General features: G+C 39.5%; 9 protein-coding genes. 3 read left to right on the top strand and 6 right to left on the bottom strand.

What is annotated here, in order from left to right; all coding sequences use genetic code 11:
- Window positions 1-257: 257 nt before the first annotated feature.
- The 6 genes from KYJ26_RS03500 to KYJ26_RS03525 form a co-directional block, all read right to left on the bottom strand.
- Window positions 258-4,844, bottom strand: coding sequence for an S-layer homology domain-containing protein (locus KYJ26_RS03500; RefSeq protein ID WP_219165958.1), 4,587 nt, complete (start codon window positions 4,842-4,844; stop codon window positions 258-260).
- Window positions 4,845-5,064: 220 nt separating this feature from the next.
- Window positions 5,065-8,121, bottom strand: coding sequence for an S-layer homology domain-containing protein (locus tag KYJ26_RS03505; protein ID WP_219165959.1), 3,057 nt, complete (start codon window positions 8,119-8,121; stop codon window positions 5,065-5,067).
- Window positions 8,122-8,541: 420 nt separating this feature from the next.
- On the bottom strand, window positions 8,542-9,918 hold the full coding sequence (locus KYJ26_RS03510; RefSeq protein ID WP_219165960.1) for an O-antigen ligase family protein: 1,377 nt from the start codon (window positions 9,916-9,918) through the stop codon (window positions 8,542-8,544).
- A 98-nt stretch (window positions 9,919-10,016) separates the two neighbouring features.
- Window positions 10,017-11,117 (bottom strand): glycosyltransferase family 4 protein, encoded by a 1,101-nt coding sequence (locus tag KYJ26_RS03515; protein ID WP_219165961.1) that lies wholly within the window; start codon window positions 11,115-11,117, stop codon window positions 10,017-10,019.
- Window positions 11,118-11,192: 75 nt separating this feature from the next.
- Entirely contained in the window at window positions 11,193-11,906 is a 714-nt protein-coding gene (locus KYJ26_RS03520) for a WecB/TagA/CpsF family glycosyltransferase (protein ID WP_219165962.1), read from the bottom strand.
- 9 nt (window positions 11,907-11,915) lie between these two features.
- Window positions 11,916-13,190: a nucleotide sugar dehydrogenase gene (locus KYJ26_RS03525; protein ID WP_219165963.1), complete on the bottom strand. Its 1,275-nt coding sequence runs from the start codon at window positions 13,188-13,190 to the stop codon at window positions 11,916-11,918.
- Window positions 13,191-13,386: 196 nt separating this feature from the next.
- Between KYJ26_RS03525 and csaB the strand changes: the two genes are divergently transcribed.
- The 3 genes from csaB (at window position 13,387) to murJ (ending at window position 17,321) form a co-directional block, all read left to right on the top strand.
- Window positions 13,387-14,493, top strand: a complete 1,107-nt coding sequence (csaB, locus tag KYJ26_RS03530) for a polysaccharide pyruvyl transferase CsaB (protein WP_219165964.1) — start codon at window positions 13,387-13,389, stop codon at window positions 14,491-14,493.
- A 10-nt stretch (window positions 14,494-14,503) separates the two neighbouring features.
- On the top strand, window positions 14,504-15,673 hold the full coding sequence (locus KYJ26_RS03535) for a glycosyltransferase family 4 protein (protein ID WP_219165965.1): 1,170 nt from the start codon (window positions 14,504-14,506) through the stop codon (window positions 15,671-15,673).
- A 127-nt stretch (window positions 15,674-15,800) separates the two neighbouring features.
- Complete coding sequence (gene murJ, locus KYJ26_RS03540; protein WP_219165967.1) at window positions 15,801-17,321, top strand: murein biosynthesis integral membrane protein MurJ; 1,521 nt, start codon at window positions 15,801-15,803, stop codon at window positions 17,319-17,321.
- Window positions 17,322-17,527 lie beyond the last annotated feature (206 nt).

Here is a 17,527-nt window from a genome sequence, read left to right on the forward strand (position 1 = left end):
TTTGACTAGAAGTCCACATTTTGTTTTTTCTGAAAAATTGGACTCTTTAATAGTTTAATAGAGTGAGGTTTTATAGTCAATTATTGTTACTATAGGAATATTATTCTAACTTAACTAAGTGTCATAACTGATTAAAGTATATATTCGTGTGTCTTCGCAATAGTACTTTATTAAAGATATAACACCTCTATTAATAAGAATAGCCCTAACACTTATTCGTGTCAGGGCTCAAACATACATGTATTAATTCTGGTAGATTATATGAATCGAACAATACCATTTTCTACTGCAAAATGGGTTCCCATGTCCAATGAATCAGAAGTAGCAATCTCTTCTGATGTGTTAATCGTAATTTCAACCATTACTTCCTTTCCATCAATGCTTCCTGCAAAAGTGTAAGTACCTGATGGAAAATCATTTGGAATGATCATTCCCGCTGATGCATCTTCAAGTTGATTTGAAGCCGCCTGAGTGCCATCTTGTATTTTCCAGCCTTCGCTATTTTTGACCAGGTTAAACATTGCATTGACTTCGGTATCATCTTCACCGGTTGGAACCGTGTTGAATAAGTACGTATACCATTCAGGCTCGTCCCCATCCGGTTTTTTATTTTCTTCATACCAGGTCTGCAACTCCTGTGATTGATTGGAATCATAGACAAGCTTAAAGCCATAAGTGCCGTCCGTTGCTTCCAGGGAAGGGGGAGTAAATGTTTCATCGAATTGAATAATGGTGCTTTGGTCAAGGTCCGATCCAAGAGTCACGGTGTGTTGGATTAGCTCCGGTTGGACTTGTTGATCCGGTTGTTCCGTTACTGTGACAGTCCTTGTAATTTGAGCGGATGCACCCTTAGCATCTGTAACAGTATACGTAACTTCATAGACCCCTACTTCAGCAGAACCCGAATAAGCTACTTCATTACCTTCACTGTCCTTCATTGAAATATTCAAACTCCACCCAGACTGACTATCTGGATCATTCACTATAACGTCTGCTTCGCTAAAAATCGGTAATTCTTCATTTGTGTTGATATTTATATCACTAATTCCTTCTACAAATTCTATCGTAGGAGGTACATTGAGAGAATATCTTTCTTCATTCAATTTTTCATAAGCAGCAATAAGTTCTTTGGTTGTTGCATTTGTATTCTCAATAGTTGCTCGGGCTTGTGTTCTCAGAGAATTCAATTCTAGAAGATCACCTTCTGTAAAGAAGTCCCCAGCACTAGTCAGAAAATAACCTACTTCAGAAATCAATGATGTTAGCGACTCTTTCGGTGAAGATAAAACAAAGTCATCCATCACCATTTCGTTAATTTCATTATATTGAAATGAAGTTCCATTATCACTTACCAGCAACTCAAAAACGGCCCAATACTCTTTATCCCCAGTTTCAGTAGGAACCCTATAGGTTTTACTGGCTTGACCATCAGTCCCGTTAAATACTTTCACCACAGAACCAGATTCGGATAACTCTTTTTCTCCAGAGAAGTTATGAACATAAAAAACATATCTGCCATCTGTCCACTTTCTAATGGTCGTCGTTTCTGGTCCAAAGAAGTCTACATCATCCCAGTCTAAGTCGACATAGATCATCTCACCATCTTCATATGTTCTGTTGGAATAAAAGGTGTGAAACTCTTCTCCGTTTATGGTCGGTCCAATCAGATGAGAATCAACATCCCTTTCTTGTTCATTCCAACTAAGCATAATCTTAGTGGCGTTCGTTCCAGCCTGGCGAATGACCGTTTCATCTTGCCCCTCCTGGAAAAGATCATCAGTTATTGTCACAAGAATGGAGGTCGTGACATATCCATTTCCACTAACTTCACCAATATATGTGCCTGGAGGAAGTGATACAGAATAGAATCCATTTTTATCCGTAGTCACTGTTTTTACTGGTTCACTCTCAGGGTCAGCCCCAGAAGGTCTGAACTTTAGAGTTGCGTTCGCTGCTGAAGCCCCAAAGATGTCGGTAAGTCTTCCGCTTGCTCCTGTGCCCAAATCAATCACTTTTGTTACCGGTGTTCCTCTCAGTTTGCGAGTGTCTTCCACACCCTCCTCAGGTGCACTTAGAGGAGAAACAGTAACAGAAAGTGTTCCTTCTAACGTAGTAAGAGGTGAATAGGTCAATACACCTAAATTCGGATGGTAAACAAAATTCATACCATCAATGTCATCTTGTGCTAGTTCAATACCATTTAAAGAACCACTAATAACGAAATCTTCTATTGATAAATCACTAACGTATTCACCTAAATTTAAGGAAATAAATGATTGAGTTAATGTAAAGTCATTGATCTCAGTAGAACGTGCTGAAGAGGAACTTTCCGTCACTTCCTCCCCACCTACCGTTACAGTATTTTGTTCATTCGTCACAGGTGAAATGTTTAAAACGACGTTTTGAGGTGTTTGAGAAATAGTTGATCCACTTGAATTCACTTCGAGTGACGTGATTCTTCCCTCACCAATTACATTGGCTATCGCATTTAGTACAAGCGTTTCAATATCTGTGTCTTCTGCTAAATGAATTTGCACTTGGGAAGCTCTTGAGTTAATGGTTTCAAAAGAACCTATTAGCTCTACCTGAAGATTAGTATTTGATGATTGTAACTCTTCACTAACCGTTACATCAGTAAATCCTTCAGATCCTTCATCCAGGTTCTCTTCAAGTTTGGCAGTCGATTCTAGTTGTACTTCTACTATTCTAGTGGATCCTTCTGCAACTACCCTTATAGCTCCGTTATTCTTATTAATAATGACCGTAGCCAGTACTGAATCGTTAAAGTGGATACTGTTTAACCCACCGCCTTTAATGATGGTACTTCCCTGAACTTCAACATTGTTTAGCGTTGCTTCCCCTTCACCTACTGATTCAGAGATGATCAGGTCTCCGGTAATAATGGTGTTATTGAGGATCACATCATCAGCGTCGATTACAACATCTCCGTTTATGGTCTCACGCGATTCCGAATCAGCCGGTCCATAAATCCCCGCTTTATTTAATACGGTTATTTGTTCATCATAATATCTCTTCATAATACGGTCACTTTCCGTTTTCCCAGAGCGCTTAATGCTCACCCAAACGTATCCGCCTGTTGAAGATAAAGGTAGAGTGTTGATGGTAAGTTCCTGGCCTGTTGCTGTAACTGTTGTGAGGGCTTCAGTACCAGTTGCTGAGCCGTATACTTTGACTACATCACCTGTTGCTAATCCACCAATTGTGATTTCATCCGGTGTATCACCTTGCTTATTAGTAACCATTACATCCTCTAATTGGAGTGATGAGGATTTTGAAGGAGTTGGAGGTGGCGTATATCCCCCCCCACCGGAATGGCTATATGCATCGGGGTTAGAGATACCATTTATTTTTTTTATTTCACTCTTCACTTGATTGTAATTATAGATGATCTCTTCTATTTTACTAGCAGCCGGAAGATTAATATCTTTAATGATTACGTTCATTGATAATACTAATTTACTTTTCTTATTTTTCACTTCAATCAGATCGATTGTACCGGTAGTATTCAGGTTCACAGCTTCATCACCTGATACTACCAGTTTCATAATGTTTGCTTGACCAAGTATTGTGAGATCTTCCCCTGAGGTAGTTAGCTCTTTTATCATTCCATTGACCGTTAATTCAGTAACACTTTTTCCAAGTTGGAGGTTGGCTAGACCTATAGCAGAATCGATCTTAGCATTTTTTTGGATGTTTACTTGATTCATAACCGTAGTACCCTTGGATATAAAGTTCATATTTTTATAGTCTAACGTGACTGTTTCAAGATTGGAATCATTAACATTAACCGTAGGATATTGTTCGGATGCTCCCTTTACAGAGACTGATGTCCCGTCTTTATAAGATGTCTCACCTTTCACTACCACATTCTTAAGCGAGGTCGAACCGGAGGGAGTCCCGATAAACATAAGGTTCTTATTGACGGTTAGGTTACTCAAAGTAATACTCGGCGATTGTACCTTAAGATTTCCATTTATGATGGCATTTCTACCATCTAAGCTAATAGCTTCTTTGCTAACAGAGGTTAACTCTAAATAAGTAATTTCTTCTATATTATTATCTTCACCTAGAGAAAACCTAATTTTAGCATTTTGTAGTGCTTTTGCATTTTGTTCACTGAATAAGCCTTGTAAACTTGAAGGGACCGAATATTTTTCTCCCTCCACTGTTATGTATGTACCTGAGATCGAATCGATATTCATTGCGGTCACCGGCTTTACTGACCCCGAACGGTATATAAACGCTGCCATCTCTTTTCGCTTTACGGTTCCATCAGGATCAAAAAGAGTTGAAGTCTTTCCAAGTGTTATCCCATGTTCTACTAAAGCCCCAATATACCCTGCATACCACTTGCCTTTTTTCACGTCATCAAATGACACGTTAAAATTTTCATCCAAATCATATGCCTTGGCTAAAAACTTAGCAGCTTCAGAACGCTTAACGGGTTCATTTGGTCGGAAAGTACGATCTTCAAAACCTTCGATTATTCCTTTCTCACTTAGTACAGATATGTATGTATGAAACCTATTTCCTTCAATGTCTGTGAAATGCGAACCCTTAACAGACGTGGTATCAAGATCTAAAGCCTTGGCAATAAATTTAGCCATCTGTCCCCTAGTCACTTGTTGATCCGGCCTGAAGGTATTGTCAGGAAATCCATCTACGATCCCTTGTTCCGTTAAAAACTTGACCGCTTCATAATAATATGTATCTTCTTTCACATCTGAAAAAGCAGATGCCACTGGTGCGGCAACAGTGGCTGCAACAATAGACGCAGATACTGTTGATGCTATAAATTTCTTGTTTCTTGATAGTTTATTCAACTAACATTCCTCCTGGATAATTTGATTCACATTGATTCATAATCTATCTAAAATCAATATAGTTATATTATCCTATAAAAAGGAATGATATTCCACTAAAATTGTATATACTAGTGATTTTATGGGTGTCTTTATTTATTTTTCAGAACACCTCTCTCATTGAATTTTTTCAAAAAAGAAAAAGCCCTGCAGAGATTTCTCTCCACAGAGCTTATTCTAATTACTTAGTATAAGTGATTGTTACAATTTGAGAAGCAGCTAACAAGTTTTTCTTGTAAGGGCTTGGGAAATCGTTATCACGATAAATTCCTGTTAATAGAACCTTTACAGATCCTTGTTCTTTATCCGCATCTAATGTTACAGTTTCTGAACCTGTTAATGGAGCACCAATTGCAGGTGTGCTAGAAAGAGCAACATTCTGAGAGTCAAGAAGTGTAGCTGTGAATTGTAACTTTTGAGTACCACCTTTAACAGCATCATTTTTACTTGAAGCAAATGTGTTTGTTACGGTTTCACCATAAGCTTTTGGACCAATCCATAATGGATTTCCATCTTGATCTTTCAGAGAAACTACCGGAGAGATAACTGCTCCATCTTCTCCATTCATTAGAGCGATAGTAGTGTCAGTAGTACCAATCTTATCAATAATAAATTCAGATTTGTCATAAAGACCTAATACTGAATCTTTAATTGAAATTGGAGTAGCTGCTGCGTTACCAAGAATTTCATTTACTTTACTCATATCAACTGTAGTTGTAGAAGCAATGTTGGCGGACATGGCTACTTTATTACTGTTGTATGCACGTAAATTGATAGTTTGAGCAACTAGATAGTTTGATGTAGTTGAATCACTAGTTTTGGCTTTAACAGTAAATTCTTTATCATAGCCAAATAATGAAGCAACTGAACTTCCAGTAGTAGCTGGATCGTTGAATTCGAACTCAGCTGTTGCATTTGCATTTCCAGTTGTGATTGTAACTTTATTATCAGCCTTTACATTTGTTGGATCGTAAGTTGCCGTTTTTTCTTTAACAAAACGATCAACCTCTGCATTCTCAAATACTCCTTCAAACTCAATAACTTCGTTAGATGATAATGTTACATCATCTGCAGTAGAAGCTAAGTCAGCACCACGGTTGACTGTTGGTACACCTTGTTTAACAGGCTTGATCTTGTCTCCATCAACGTCAACTTCCCATAACGTTACAACAGCAGACATTGGATCAACTGCACCACTAGCATCCATATCGCTTGCTTTCATCACTTTTTGTGCAGTGGCTTCAGTAATGTTTTTAATTGTTACTGGCACTGTAACAGTCTTCAATAATGTGCCATCTGAATTAGATGTTGTATCATATAATGATAATGTAAGGTTTACAGTTTCATCTGAAGAGATGTCACGGACCTTAGGTGTCACAGTCACTGTTCCGCCTGCTCCAATTGTTACTCCAACCTTATTTGAATCAGCAGTAGCAACAATTTTACCTGTTTTACTAGCGTAAGTGATAGCTGATGACTGACCTACAACCGTTCCAGCATCATTAGTAACATTTGAACCAGCAGCTATAGTAGCAGCAGTACCATTGTAACGATTACTATCTTCTGTTCCAAATGGAGTTGAATATTGATCTAGCAATGTTAAATCTAAAGATGCTGTTTGCAGTGAAGTAGCAGTTTGTTCTGCAGGAGTAGATTTAGCCTCTGCGATAGTTAAAGAACTTTTGTTAGAAGTTACATTGTTTAACTTTGCATAATCACGTAATTCAACTTGTGCATCGTAAGAGAATGAACCTTTTTTAACTTGAACTGTTGCTTTTCCAGCTTTAGGAGCTTGATAGATTACCGCACCAGTATCTTTGTTAACTTGGAAAAGAGTATCTCCAGAAGTAACAGTATATGATACTTTTTCGCTGTTAGTAGAACCTACAGCTTCAGTTAAAGGATCCTTATTTGAATCGTATGCATAAGCAGATAATGCTTTACCTGTTCCTTGTCCAGGGTAAAGAATTGTTTTATGCATATTTACTGCCTCAGCATTTTTAAACGCTACTGTATTATCATAAGCAGCACTATTAATGCTGAATCCAGCAGTATTGGATGCATCTTGATTAGTTACTTTAATTTGAATAGTACCTGTTTCAACAATTGTACCGTCAGCTAAAGTGTATTTAATGTTTACATTTGCAGTACCGGAAGCTAGTAAATCACCTTTAGTTGCAGATGCAGTTGAAACTACAGTTGCTACATCAGTTTCAACATTCTTTGCAGCAATTTGGCTTTCAGGAACTGCTTTTCCATTTTGGTCTTTGACTTCAACGAAATCGAAGATATTTGGATTATCCTGGTTAGCATAGCGTACAAATTCTTTCTTAGTTAGAGAGATACCTTTTTCAAACTCAACTGCATATAAGAAGTTAGAAGAAGAATCCTCGATCACATTACCATCAGCATCTTCTAATCCTGTAGCAGTTACAGTATAAGTAGTACCGTTAGTTAACTCAGAGCTTAGAGTAAGTGTTGCTACTTTACCGTTAACTGATACATCAGTTACAGACAAGTTACTTACTTTGAAGTTAGAAGCCTTAAGGTGATATTCAGTAACATCCGTATTGAAGGTAACAGCAACTTTATTGGCATCGATAGCCATCGCACTAGCAACCTCAGGAGCCATTACATCTTCAATCATTTCCGCACGGTGAACAAACAACGCAAACTCTCCACGAGTTACATCTTGATCAGAACCGAATTGAGTATCAGTTTTACCTTGTGTGATACCAGCTTCGTAGATTGCTTTAACATATTTCTCGAAAGTTGCAGAAACATCTGAGAATGGTAGGTCTTCGCTTCCAGTTAGTTCGTAAGCTTTAGCAATGACTTTAGCCATTTCAGCACGAGTCATTGAATCTTGTGAACCAAAACGAGTAGCTGTTTTACCGTTGATGATATCTGCTTCTTTAAGAGCATTTACTGCCCATTGTGCACGATCTGGAACGTCAGTGAATCCAGCGTCTGGAGCGTCTGCACCGTCAAGATCAAGTAGACGAGCAACCATGATTGCAGCGTCAACACGTTTGATTGAATCAGCAGTACCGAAACGTCCTTCATCAGTACCTTGTGTTACACCGTTTGCTACTAAGTAGTCAACAGCTTCCTTGTAGCGATCAGATACATCTGTGAATGTTGCAGCAGAAGCTGCTGGAGCGATAGCTGATGCTACTAAAGTAGCAGTTGCAGCAGTCGCAACGAACTTGCGATAAGACTTTGGTTGATAAGTCATGTTAAAAGTTCCTCCCTGTTTTGTGTTTACTATTTTGTCATTTTTAACCGACTTGTGATCGATTAATGATTGGTTGTGTTAATAACTTAATTCACACAAGACTTAACCTATGACCTTTACCCCAGTAAAATTCCTGATATTTCATAAAAAGTTGGTAATATAAGGACTATGTAGTTAATAAAGGTTATTAAGGTAGTTCTTGCTAGAATTAGAAATTATTAAGCTCGAACTCTATTCTACCAAACTCGTTGGATATTTCAACTGTTTTTTACATATTTCTCTATTTATTTTCCATTAAGATGATAAAGTTTACAGAAATGTAACAAGAAATCGGGATTTTAACCTGGTATTTTCGCACTACTCAACTTCCAAACAATACAAAAAAGCCCGTGGTTATCACCACGGGCCTAGATTTTGTGCTTATTGAAATTGTTTATAATTCCGGTGCAGGAATGTAAGAACCAATCCTCCGACTAACCAGAATATGATGTTTAATTGCGGAATAAACATCAAGTTGTTCGACATGTTTTGCACCATATAAGTTGTCGATCCGACAAACAGACCTGCCGCCAATACTTTACCCAGCGTGTTCGGCTGTTTAAAGTAAAGAATCGCAATGTTGACGAAGTAGATGACATATACCAAAAGGTACGCAAGAATTCCTAAAGTTCCCGTCTCAGCTGCAACCTTAATATAAGAGTTGTGCACGGAATAGGTATCATGACCAATATCCAATTCTGGATATTTAATCGTGAATTCTTTATATCGATCATAGTAGTTCCCCATACCGACTCCAAGAATTGGGTTATCTTTAAACATGACCCAACCTGTTTTCCACAGTGTAATACGGGAAACGACTGCTTTGTTCGTTGTTTCGTCTTCAACAGAAGGCTCTTCTTCAACTTCTTCTGTATCCTGTCCTTCATCATCAGGACCGGCTACGTGCTCTCTTGCCTGATCTTTAAAGACCAATTTCTCGATCGCGTAGACAGCCGAATTCGTTCTCGATTGAACGTCCGGCATGAAGTAGACGAACACTCCAAGGATAAGGAATGCAATGAGAATATGAGGCTTGAAAATTCCTTTCAAGAAACGCTTAGGCATAATGAGAATGATCATAAGGAATGCACATACCATCGTTACCCATGCTGCACGTGTATATGTGAGAATCAGATTCACAATATAAATGCCGTAGATGGCAAAAAAGATTAACTGTGTTTTTTTATCTTTGAAGTATACAACGGCCAGTAAAACCAAGGTCGGAATGACAAAATTAAGGAATGAAGAATAATAATTGGGATTCACCAGTGTGGAATCGATTCTTCCCTTTGCTTCCTGTAAAGCATACAACCCGGCTTTGTTTAATGAGAAATTAAACACATATTGAAGAGCTCCGAATAGTCCAATGAATAATGCTGCTGCCCCAAAGACTTTAGCGAAGTTCAAATACTGTTTTTTCGTAAACTTAACCTTTAAAATGATAAGAAACAAAACTACATATGAGATATAACGGCCTGTCTCCATGACTGCAGGAGTGAAAAATACGGCCTTAGTGAATGATAAAAGACTAATGAGAATGAAAGCGGAAAAGGCTATCACAAACCACTTAATGCTTATATCATTAAATTCAATTGAACCTTTCCTCCAGTCCCAAAGAAAAGCCAGTACAAGGAGTGGGATCAGAATGATTTCAGCTGAAAGGGGTAAGGGTCCAATATACGTTTTGAAATAGAAAATAGGGATGATAAATAACGTTAACAATGTAACATAATATGTTAAAGAATTCTTATAAGACATAATGGAAGCTTTCTCCTTTGAACGTTTTCATATGATTATTTTTCATAACACATTAAAACCTTACACGATACAGTATAGACTGACAAGGTTAATTTAAACTAAATGATCATCTTCTTATACGTTTCTCTTGTCAGCTCTGCTAAATGTTGTAAAGAGTAGGTCGATTCTGCATAAGTTCTCAAATTTTGCCCCTTCAGAGGTAAAGATTTCTCTACATGCAGTTGATAAGCCTCTTCTATAGCTTCCTGATACTTCGGTTGATCATCGACTGGAACGACCCATCCGTGAAGAGGAGGTTTGACAAGCTCCCCGACTCCCCCAACATCCGTCGTAATAATTGGTACCTGTTCATTGGCAGCCTCGAGTAAAACAAGCGGGAAACTCTCGCTGAATGAAGCCAATAATGAAATAGAAGAAATAGAATAAATTTCTTGGATATCTTTTCTAAACCCTAAAAATTGCACGGTATTCCCCAAATCAAGTTTATCTGCTATTTGTTCTAATTCATTCCGAATCGGACCATCACCGACAAGTAAAAGCTTAATAGAGGGGTTATTAAGTTGCTTCAAGGAGTTCAACACCATTTCGTGACCTTTAATCGGATGCAGCCTGGCAACCATCGTCATGACGAAATCATCTTCAGAAAGCTTAAGTTCTTCATATAGATGATTTGCTTTATCAACAGGTGCAGTAAATTCAATCCCATTATAAATGGCTTGGATTTTCTCCTCTGGAATACCAAACTTCATCAGGTTTTCCTTAAAACGTTCAGAAACGGCAAAGAAGTGGTCGATCCTATTCAAAGAGAACAAGTTTAATTTCGTGAACACTTTCCCTTTTAATCCGGATTTCATGAAGTCAAGCATCGGATCACTGTGAATCGTCGTCATCCATTTACATGAAATTCTATGTTTAATGAAAGATCCAAATAAATTTGCTCTTGGTCCGTGCGTGTGCAGGATATCAAAGTGCTCTGTTCCAATAAAGGCTACCAGCCTCTTTAATACAGATAAATCATAACGGGAAGACTGAGCAAACACTTCCACCCTGATTCCTGCCTCCCTGGCTTCCATTGCAAGTGCACCTTCTTGAAAGACAGCCAGACACACTTCTTCCTTTGGCAACCGGGATAAAAGGGTCACCACATGCTTTCTTGATCCACCTGTTTCGCCGCCACTAATCAAATGCAATACCTTCATAGAAAAGGTCCTCCTCAAGGAAACAATCAATAAACAATGATAGCTGGTGAAGTATCACCGACTATCATTGTTACATTACTTAGAAAATAAAACTTTCGCCAGAAACTTCGGGAGAGCCAGCTGACGCTTGAAACGCTGAGGTTCCTTCATCAAGCGGTAAAACCATTCTAGCCCCATGTCGCGATAAACCTTCGGGGCTCTTTGCACATGACCGGCAAATACATCAAAGCTACCACCGACACCTTGAAACACTTTCGCATGCAAACCGTCCATATGTTCACGGATCCAGAGTTCCTGCCGCGGACTGCCCATGGCCACGAATAAAATATCCGCCTTTGACTCGTTGATTTTTGCCACTACTTTGCTTTGGTCCTGCTCGTATCCGTGTTGAGTACCGGCAATGGTGATGGCCGGATACTTCTTCTGGATGTTTTCAGCGGCCTGCATCACAACCTCAGGCTTGGCTCCGTACATAAACACTCGATGACCTTCATCTGCAGCAAATTTCAGTAACCGGTCCATCATGTCCACACCCGTTACCCGTGATCGGATACTTCCTTTTTTCAACTTTGAAGCAAGGATGATCCCGATTCCGTCAGGTATTTGATACGTGGCAGAATTAATCAGCTCCATGAGTTCTGGATTCTTCTCAGCAGACATGACTTTTTCGGGATTCACTGCAATGATGGTAGAATTCTCTCCCTCTGCCATCCTGTGTCTGATATCATCAATAATCCCTTCATAATCGTAAGAAGATACACTCACTCCGAAATAATTTTCCTTGTTCATGTCAATCTCCTACTCTTGAATCGCTTTAAGATTTGTCAGGTCTCCAATTCGGTAAGTCAAGACCTCTTCCCCTAATGGAGAACAATTCTTTGTATCAAAGACAACCGGTGTCTTCATATGGGCTTTCAATTTCTTCAAGTCAAGCTCTTTAAACTCATTATGATCTGCAAGAATGACAACAAGGTGAGCACCGTTGACTGCATCTTCAAAGGAATCTAATGTAAACGGTACCTGTTCATCCCTTACATGTGGATCATAAACGCTGACATTAAAGCGTTGATCGTCCACCAGCATTTGGGCGATATCCAGTGCCGGGCTTTCTCTGACATCGTCGATATTTCCTTTATACGTCAGTCCAAATACGGCAAGCTTAGGTGCTTCCAATTCACAAGTCAATCGGGATACCTGCTCGACAACAAATTCCGGCATGGAATTATTGATTGTACGGGCCGTCTGAATCAACGGTGATTCTTCTACAGCCTTCTCGACAATAAAGTACGGATCTACAGCAAGACAGTGCCCTCCGACTCCCGGTCCTGGCTGATGAAGGTTAACCCTTGGATGCCTGTTGGCAAGTTCGATGACATCATGTGCGTTAACGCCTAGCTTGGCCGAGATTTTAACCAATTCATTGGCTAGTGCAATATTGACATCACGGAATGTATTTTCCATTAACTTAGACATTTCCGCCGTTACTGCCTCTGTCTCGAGAATATCTCCTGTCACAACCGTACGATAGACTTCAGCTGCCTTACTTGATGCTTCAGGAGTAACTCCACCGATGATGCGGGTATTCTCAATTAATTCAATAAGAATTCTGCCTGGCAGAACACGTTCCGGACAATGAGCTAGATACACATCCTTATAAGGATCCAATCCGTGCTCTTTAATGATTGGAGCCACAACGTCATCCATCGTTCTAGGAGGAATCGTAGACTCCACTATGACAACATTACCTTTTTCTAAATAAGGAAGAATCGCTTTAGTCGCACTGATGACATAATCCACGTTTGCTGAGTTGTCCTCGTGGATCGGCGTCGGTACGGCAATGATGAAGGCATCTGCCTTTTCAGGAGTGACAGAACCCTTCAAACGCCCATCAGCCACTACTTCCTTAATGAGCTCAGGCAGACCAACTTCTTCTATATGAATTTCACCTTTATTCAATAAATTAATGACTCTTTCACTTACATCAACACCAACCACTTCAATTCCTGCTTTCGCAAAAATGGCTGAAGTCGGTAATCCGATATATCCTAAACCAACTACACAAACTTTTTTCATTATAATGAGAACCTCATTTCGTTATCTGAGTTTAAACGACAATTTCTAACATAGTATATCAAAACTAAAAAAAGGATGCACCAGTTACATTGCTAGTAATTCATAGTAATGATAAAATAAGGTTTGATTTTTTGTACAAAGTTTAATGTACTAAATAAAAGACTATTTCGTCCACTATAAAAGGAGGAGCACTTCTTTGAAATTCGTTATATCAGGTTTTTACGGTCTCGGCAATACAGGAGATGAGGCCATCTTAGAGTCGATTATCGACAATTTACGTGATCAATTTGACAATCCAGAAATTACCGTTTTTTCTTTATCGCCAGAGGAAACTGCAAAAGAACATAATGTTAAATCCGTTTACCGGGCTTGGAGACACAGCAATAAAGAAAAAGTAAAAGCGTTAAGGGAAGCGGACTTATTGATCAGCGGTGGTGGCGGACTGCTGCAGGACTCGTATCCGACTAAGTTCTTATTCGGTCCTCTTCCTTATTATTTGTTAATTGTATTATTAGCCAAATTATGCGGAACCAAAGTCATGTTCTTCTCTCAGGGAATTGGACCTGTGAAATCCCGTTGGGGAAAAATATTAATGAAGCTTGCTAATCTGGCAGATTTCATTACTGTCCGTGACCAATATTCGAAAGAATTGCTGCACAAGTTAGGAGTTACAAAACCCGAAACGGTTGTCACATCAGACATCGTCTTTGCTTTTAAACGCAAGGAAGATCGTAGTTGTATCGAGTCCCTTCCACTTAAAGGTGATGAACAAATGGTGGCCGTTTCTGTACGTCCATGGTTCGGACGGGAAGTACAATTCGAACAGACCGCACAAATACTGGACCATTTAATAGAAGAGAAGCATATTACACCTGTTTTCGTTCCCATGGAAGGACATCATGACTGGGATGCAAGTGAGAAAGTACTTTCACATATGAAGCATAAAGAGAAATGTTTAATGCTTGGTACTGATTTCACACCTAACCAATATCTGAATTTCATTGGTGAATGCCAGCTGACGATTGGAATGAGACTTCACGCGTTAATCTTCTCTACTTTGATGGGAGTTCCTCATATCGGCTTCTCTTATGATAAAAAGGTGGAAAGCTTACTGAAAAGAAGCGGCATGTGGGAATATTCTTCTGTACTGGAAGAAATAAATGTAGAAGAACTGCAAACAAATGGATCATATTTATTGAAAAATCATGATATGGCTTCGAAAAAAATATTGGAAAATGCCCAATCAATGAGAGGCGAAGCAGTTCGAAACCTGGAGCTGTTAAAGGAAAACTTCGTCAAATAGGAGGATTAAGATGAAAATACTAATTGCTACTGCCTATGATTATCCTCACGCAGGGGGATTATCCACCCACGTAACGACTTTGAAAGCGGGTCTTGAAGAAAGAGGGCATCAGGTGGATGTACTGTCCTTTACCGATGTGCCTCCTGTCATGCGTAAATTATATGCACAGGGACCTAGCTTCGTCTTAAATAAGATGAAAAAAGGAAAAGGCATCATCTGGTCTCATAACGTGCGCAAAAAAATGCTTCAGGAGCTCATCGAGAAAAATAAAGGGAACAACTATGACCTCATCAACGCCCAAGATCCATTCACTACTCTGGCAGCCCTTGAGACAGGTATCCCTACGGTTTCAACAGTCCACGGATACATGACATTTGAATCTGTCAGTAAGGGTTCTATTGATGAAGGAAGTCCTGAGGCAGCTTATATGAAGGAAATTGAAATAAAAGCCTACAAGGGAACAAGAGAGATTATCACAGTGGATACTCGATTGAAAGACTATGTGAAAGAAGTCGCAGATGTAGAAGCTACAGCAATCCGGAATTTCATCGATATTCACAGTTTTAAACCGGACCAGGAAAAAAAGAACGAATTCCGGAAGAAACATGGGATATCCCCAGAACAGAAAATATTATTCGTCCCAAGACGTTTAACCAAGAAAAACGGGGTAATCTACCCTGCACTTGCTCTGCCAAGGATTTTAGAAAAACATCCTGATGTTCATCTGATTTATGCAGGAAGTGGAGAAGCTCTGTCTGAAATTAAACGAATAGTGGATGAGAATAAACTGGAGAACCATGTGACCCTGCTTGGTGCCGTCCCTCATGATCAAGTGAAAGAGTACTATGCTTTAAGTGACGTTGTGTTAGTACCAAGCGTTCACTCAGCCGGCGTCGAGGAAGCAACGTCCATCTCGGCTCTTGAAGCTATGGGATCCGGTTCACCTCTGGTTGCTTGTGCAGTAGGAGGTTTAAAAGAAATCGTTCATCATGGAGAAGACGGTTTACTCGTCGAAGAGAAAAACGTAGAAGAACTGGCTGATGCCACCATTTCCTTATTAGACCATCCGGAAACCGGAGAAAGATTTGCCCTTAAAGCCAGAACCAAGATTGAAAATGAATACTCACACTTAGCTGCAGCTGAAAAATATGAAAGCATCTACAAAAAAGCCTTAAATTAATAATCATGATGAGGGATTGACCATAAAAGTCTAAACGAATCAGGAAGAGGGGGATGAAGCCTCCCCCCTTCTGATAAAACACTTTTTGACGGTCGCCCCTTTTTTATACAGAAAAGCAGGTGAATTTGTGTCTAATTTAAAGAAGACAGCCATTTGGATTACTCTTCTCGCATTAATTTTGAAGCTATCAGGTTTTCTTAGAGAAAGTATCATCGCCAGGGAATTCGGTGCAAACGATTATACGGACGGTTACTTGATCGCATTCTCTTTTATCACGTTAGTAGTGGCTATGATTTCAATTGGATTCAATAATGTCTTCCTTCCCTTATACGTAAAGCATAAGGAGGACTCTCCGGCAGAAACGGAACGGAATGCGAACGGAATCATGAATTCCACTGTAGCTCTCTTTTTGATCATTACCATTGCAGGGTTTTTTCTCGTTCCTTATTTTGTTCCATTCCTTTTCGGTGATATGAATCCGGAAACGGAAAAAGTAGCGGTTGATATTACAAAGATATTTTTCCTATTTATGAGTGCTATCGCCCTTAACGGAATATTGGAATCTTATCTTCAGGGAAGAAGAATCTTCGTTCCATCACAGATATCTAAACTGCTAGCCACTTTAATGGGAGCTGTATTTGCCCTATTATTCTCAGATACATGGGGGATCTACAGTCTCGCTTATGGGTTTGTATTCGGGACCATACTCGGAATCATTGTACAGTTCTTCTTTTTAACCCGAAACGGATTCAAGTGGATGCCCACTTTCAAAGTGGATGAAACGTTTAAAAAAGCGTTTATCGTATTGATTATTCCCTCACTGCTTAATTCAGTGGTGGGACAGATCAATATGTTCGTCAATAAAATCTTCGCGTCCGGTACGGTTGGCGGAGCCGTTACGTATTTAAATAACGCTTCCCTACTGATAAGCATCCCGAATGCGATTTACGCAACGACCATCGCTGCGATCATCTTCACCTTACTTTCAGAACAAGTGAATGATCAGCGAAAGTTTCAGAACACATTCTTCATGGGAATGGAAATCTCCCTTTTAACGCTTATGCCGATTGCCGCCGGTCTTTGGGTCGTGGGCGAAGAAGCCCTTTCCTTTATATATGAACGAGGGAAATTCACTGCCGGTGACACGGCGAATACGTATACTGCCCTGGTACTTTACTTGCCGTTGATTGTCACTCAGGGGCTACAATTCATCGTGTCGAAGTCTTTATATGCGCAGGGGAAGACAGGTATCGTCTTTAGAATCAGTGTAACGACGATTGTCGTGAATCTAATCTTGAACTTCTTATTGGTGGATCGCTATGGCTACCCGGCATTAGCTGTGGCCAGCTCTGTCGTATCCGTTTATTATCTTGTCGTCTCTTCTGTTGTTGTATATAAAGGGTTTGAGGGACAGGAAGCACGGAAGCTTTGGAGATTATTCTCAAGAGCCATTCCACCAACGGTTTTAATGGTACTGCCCATCTATTTCCTGAAAAAAGTAGATTTGGTATCGAATCTTTATTCTTTATTTCAATTGGCCATTCTTGTTCCGATAGGTGTCATCATCTACACGGTAGCGCTGAGGTTCTTCTATAAAGAAGGTTTTTATCGTTTATTGAATATGGTTAAAAAGAAAAAAGCTGTGTAATGTACAGCTAACGAAAGAGGCTGGGACAAAAGGGTTTCAGATAAAAAAAATCCGAACGAGTGATTTTATAAAAATCTAACTCGTTCGGATTTTTTAATTTTTATAATTCATGTATTAAGCAGGTTCTAGCTGTTGATTGGAGTGCAAGACGAAGACTCCTGCGGGAAAAGCGGAATAGGTGAGACCCCGCAGGAGCGACAGCGACG

Source organism: Rossellomorea orangium, assembly GCF_019334305.1.
Lineage (GTDB): Bacteria > Bacillota > Bacilli > Bacillales > Bacillaceae_B > Rossellomorea.

Coding starts and splice junctions, on each gene's coding strand:
- KYJ26_RS03505 (WP_219165959.1), bottom strand. CDS start 8,121: ATGACTTATCAACCAAAGTCTTATCGCAAGTTCGTTGCGACTGCTGCA.
- KYJ26_RS03510 (WP_219165960.1), bottom strand. CDS start 9,918: ATGTCTTATAAGAATTCTTTAACATATTATGTTACATTGTTAACGTTA.
- KYJ26_RS03515 (WP_219165961.1), bottom strand. CDS start 11,117: ATGAAGGTATTGCATTTGATTAGTGGCGGCGAAACAGGTGGATCAAGA.
- KYJ26_RS03520 (WP_219165962.1), bottom strand. CDS start 11,906: ATGAACAAGGAAAATTATTTCGGAGTGAGTGTATCTTCTTACGATTAT.
- KYJ26_RS03525 (WP_219165963.1), bottom strand. CDS start 13,190: ATGAAAAAAGTTTGTGTAGTTGGTTTAGGATATATCGGATTACCGACT.
- KYJ26_RS03535 (WP_219165965.1), top strand. CDS start 14,504: ATGAAAATACTAATTGCTACTGCCTATGATTATCCTCACGCAGGGGGA.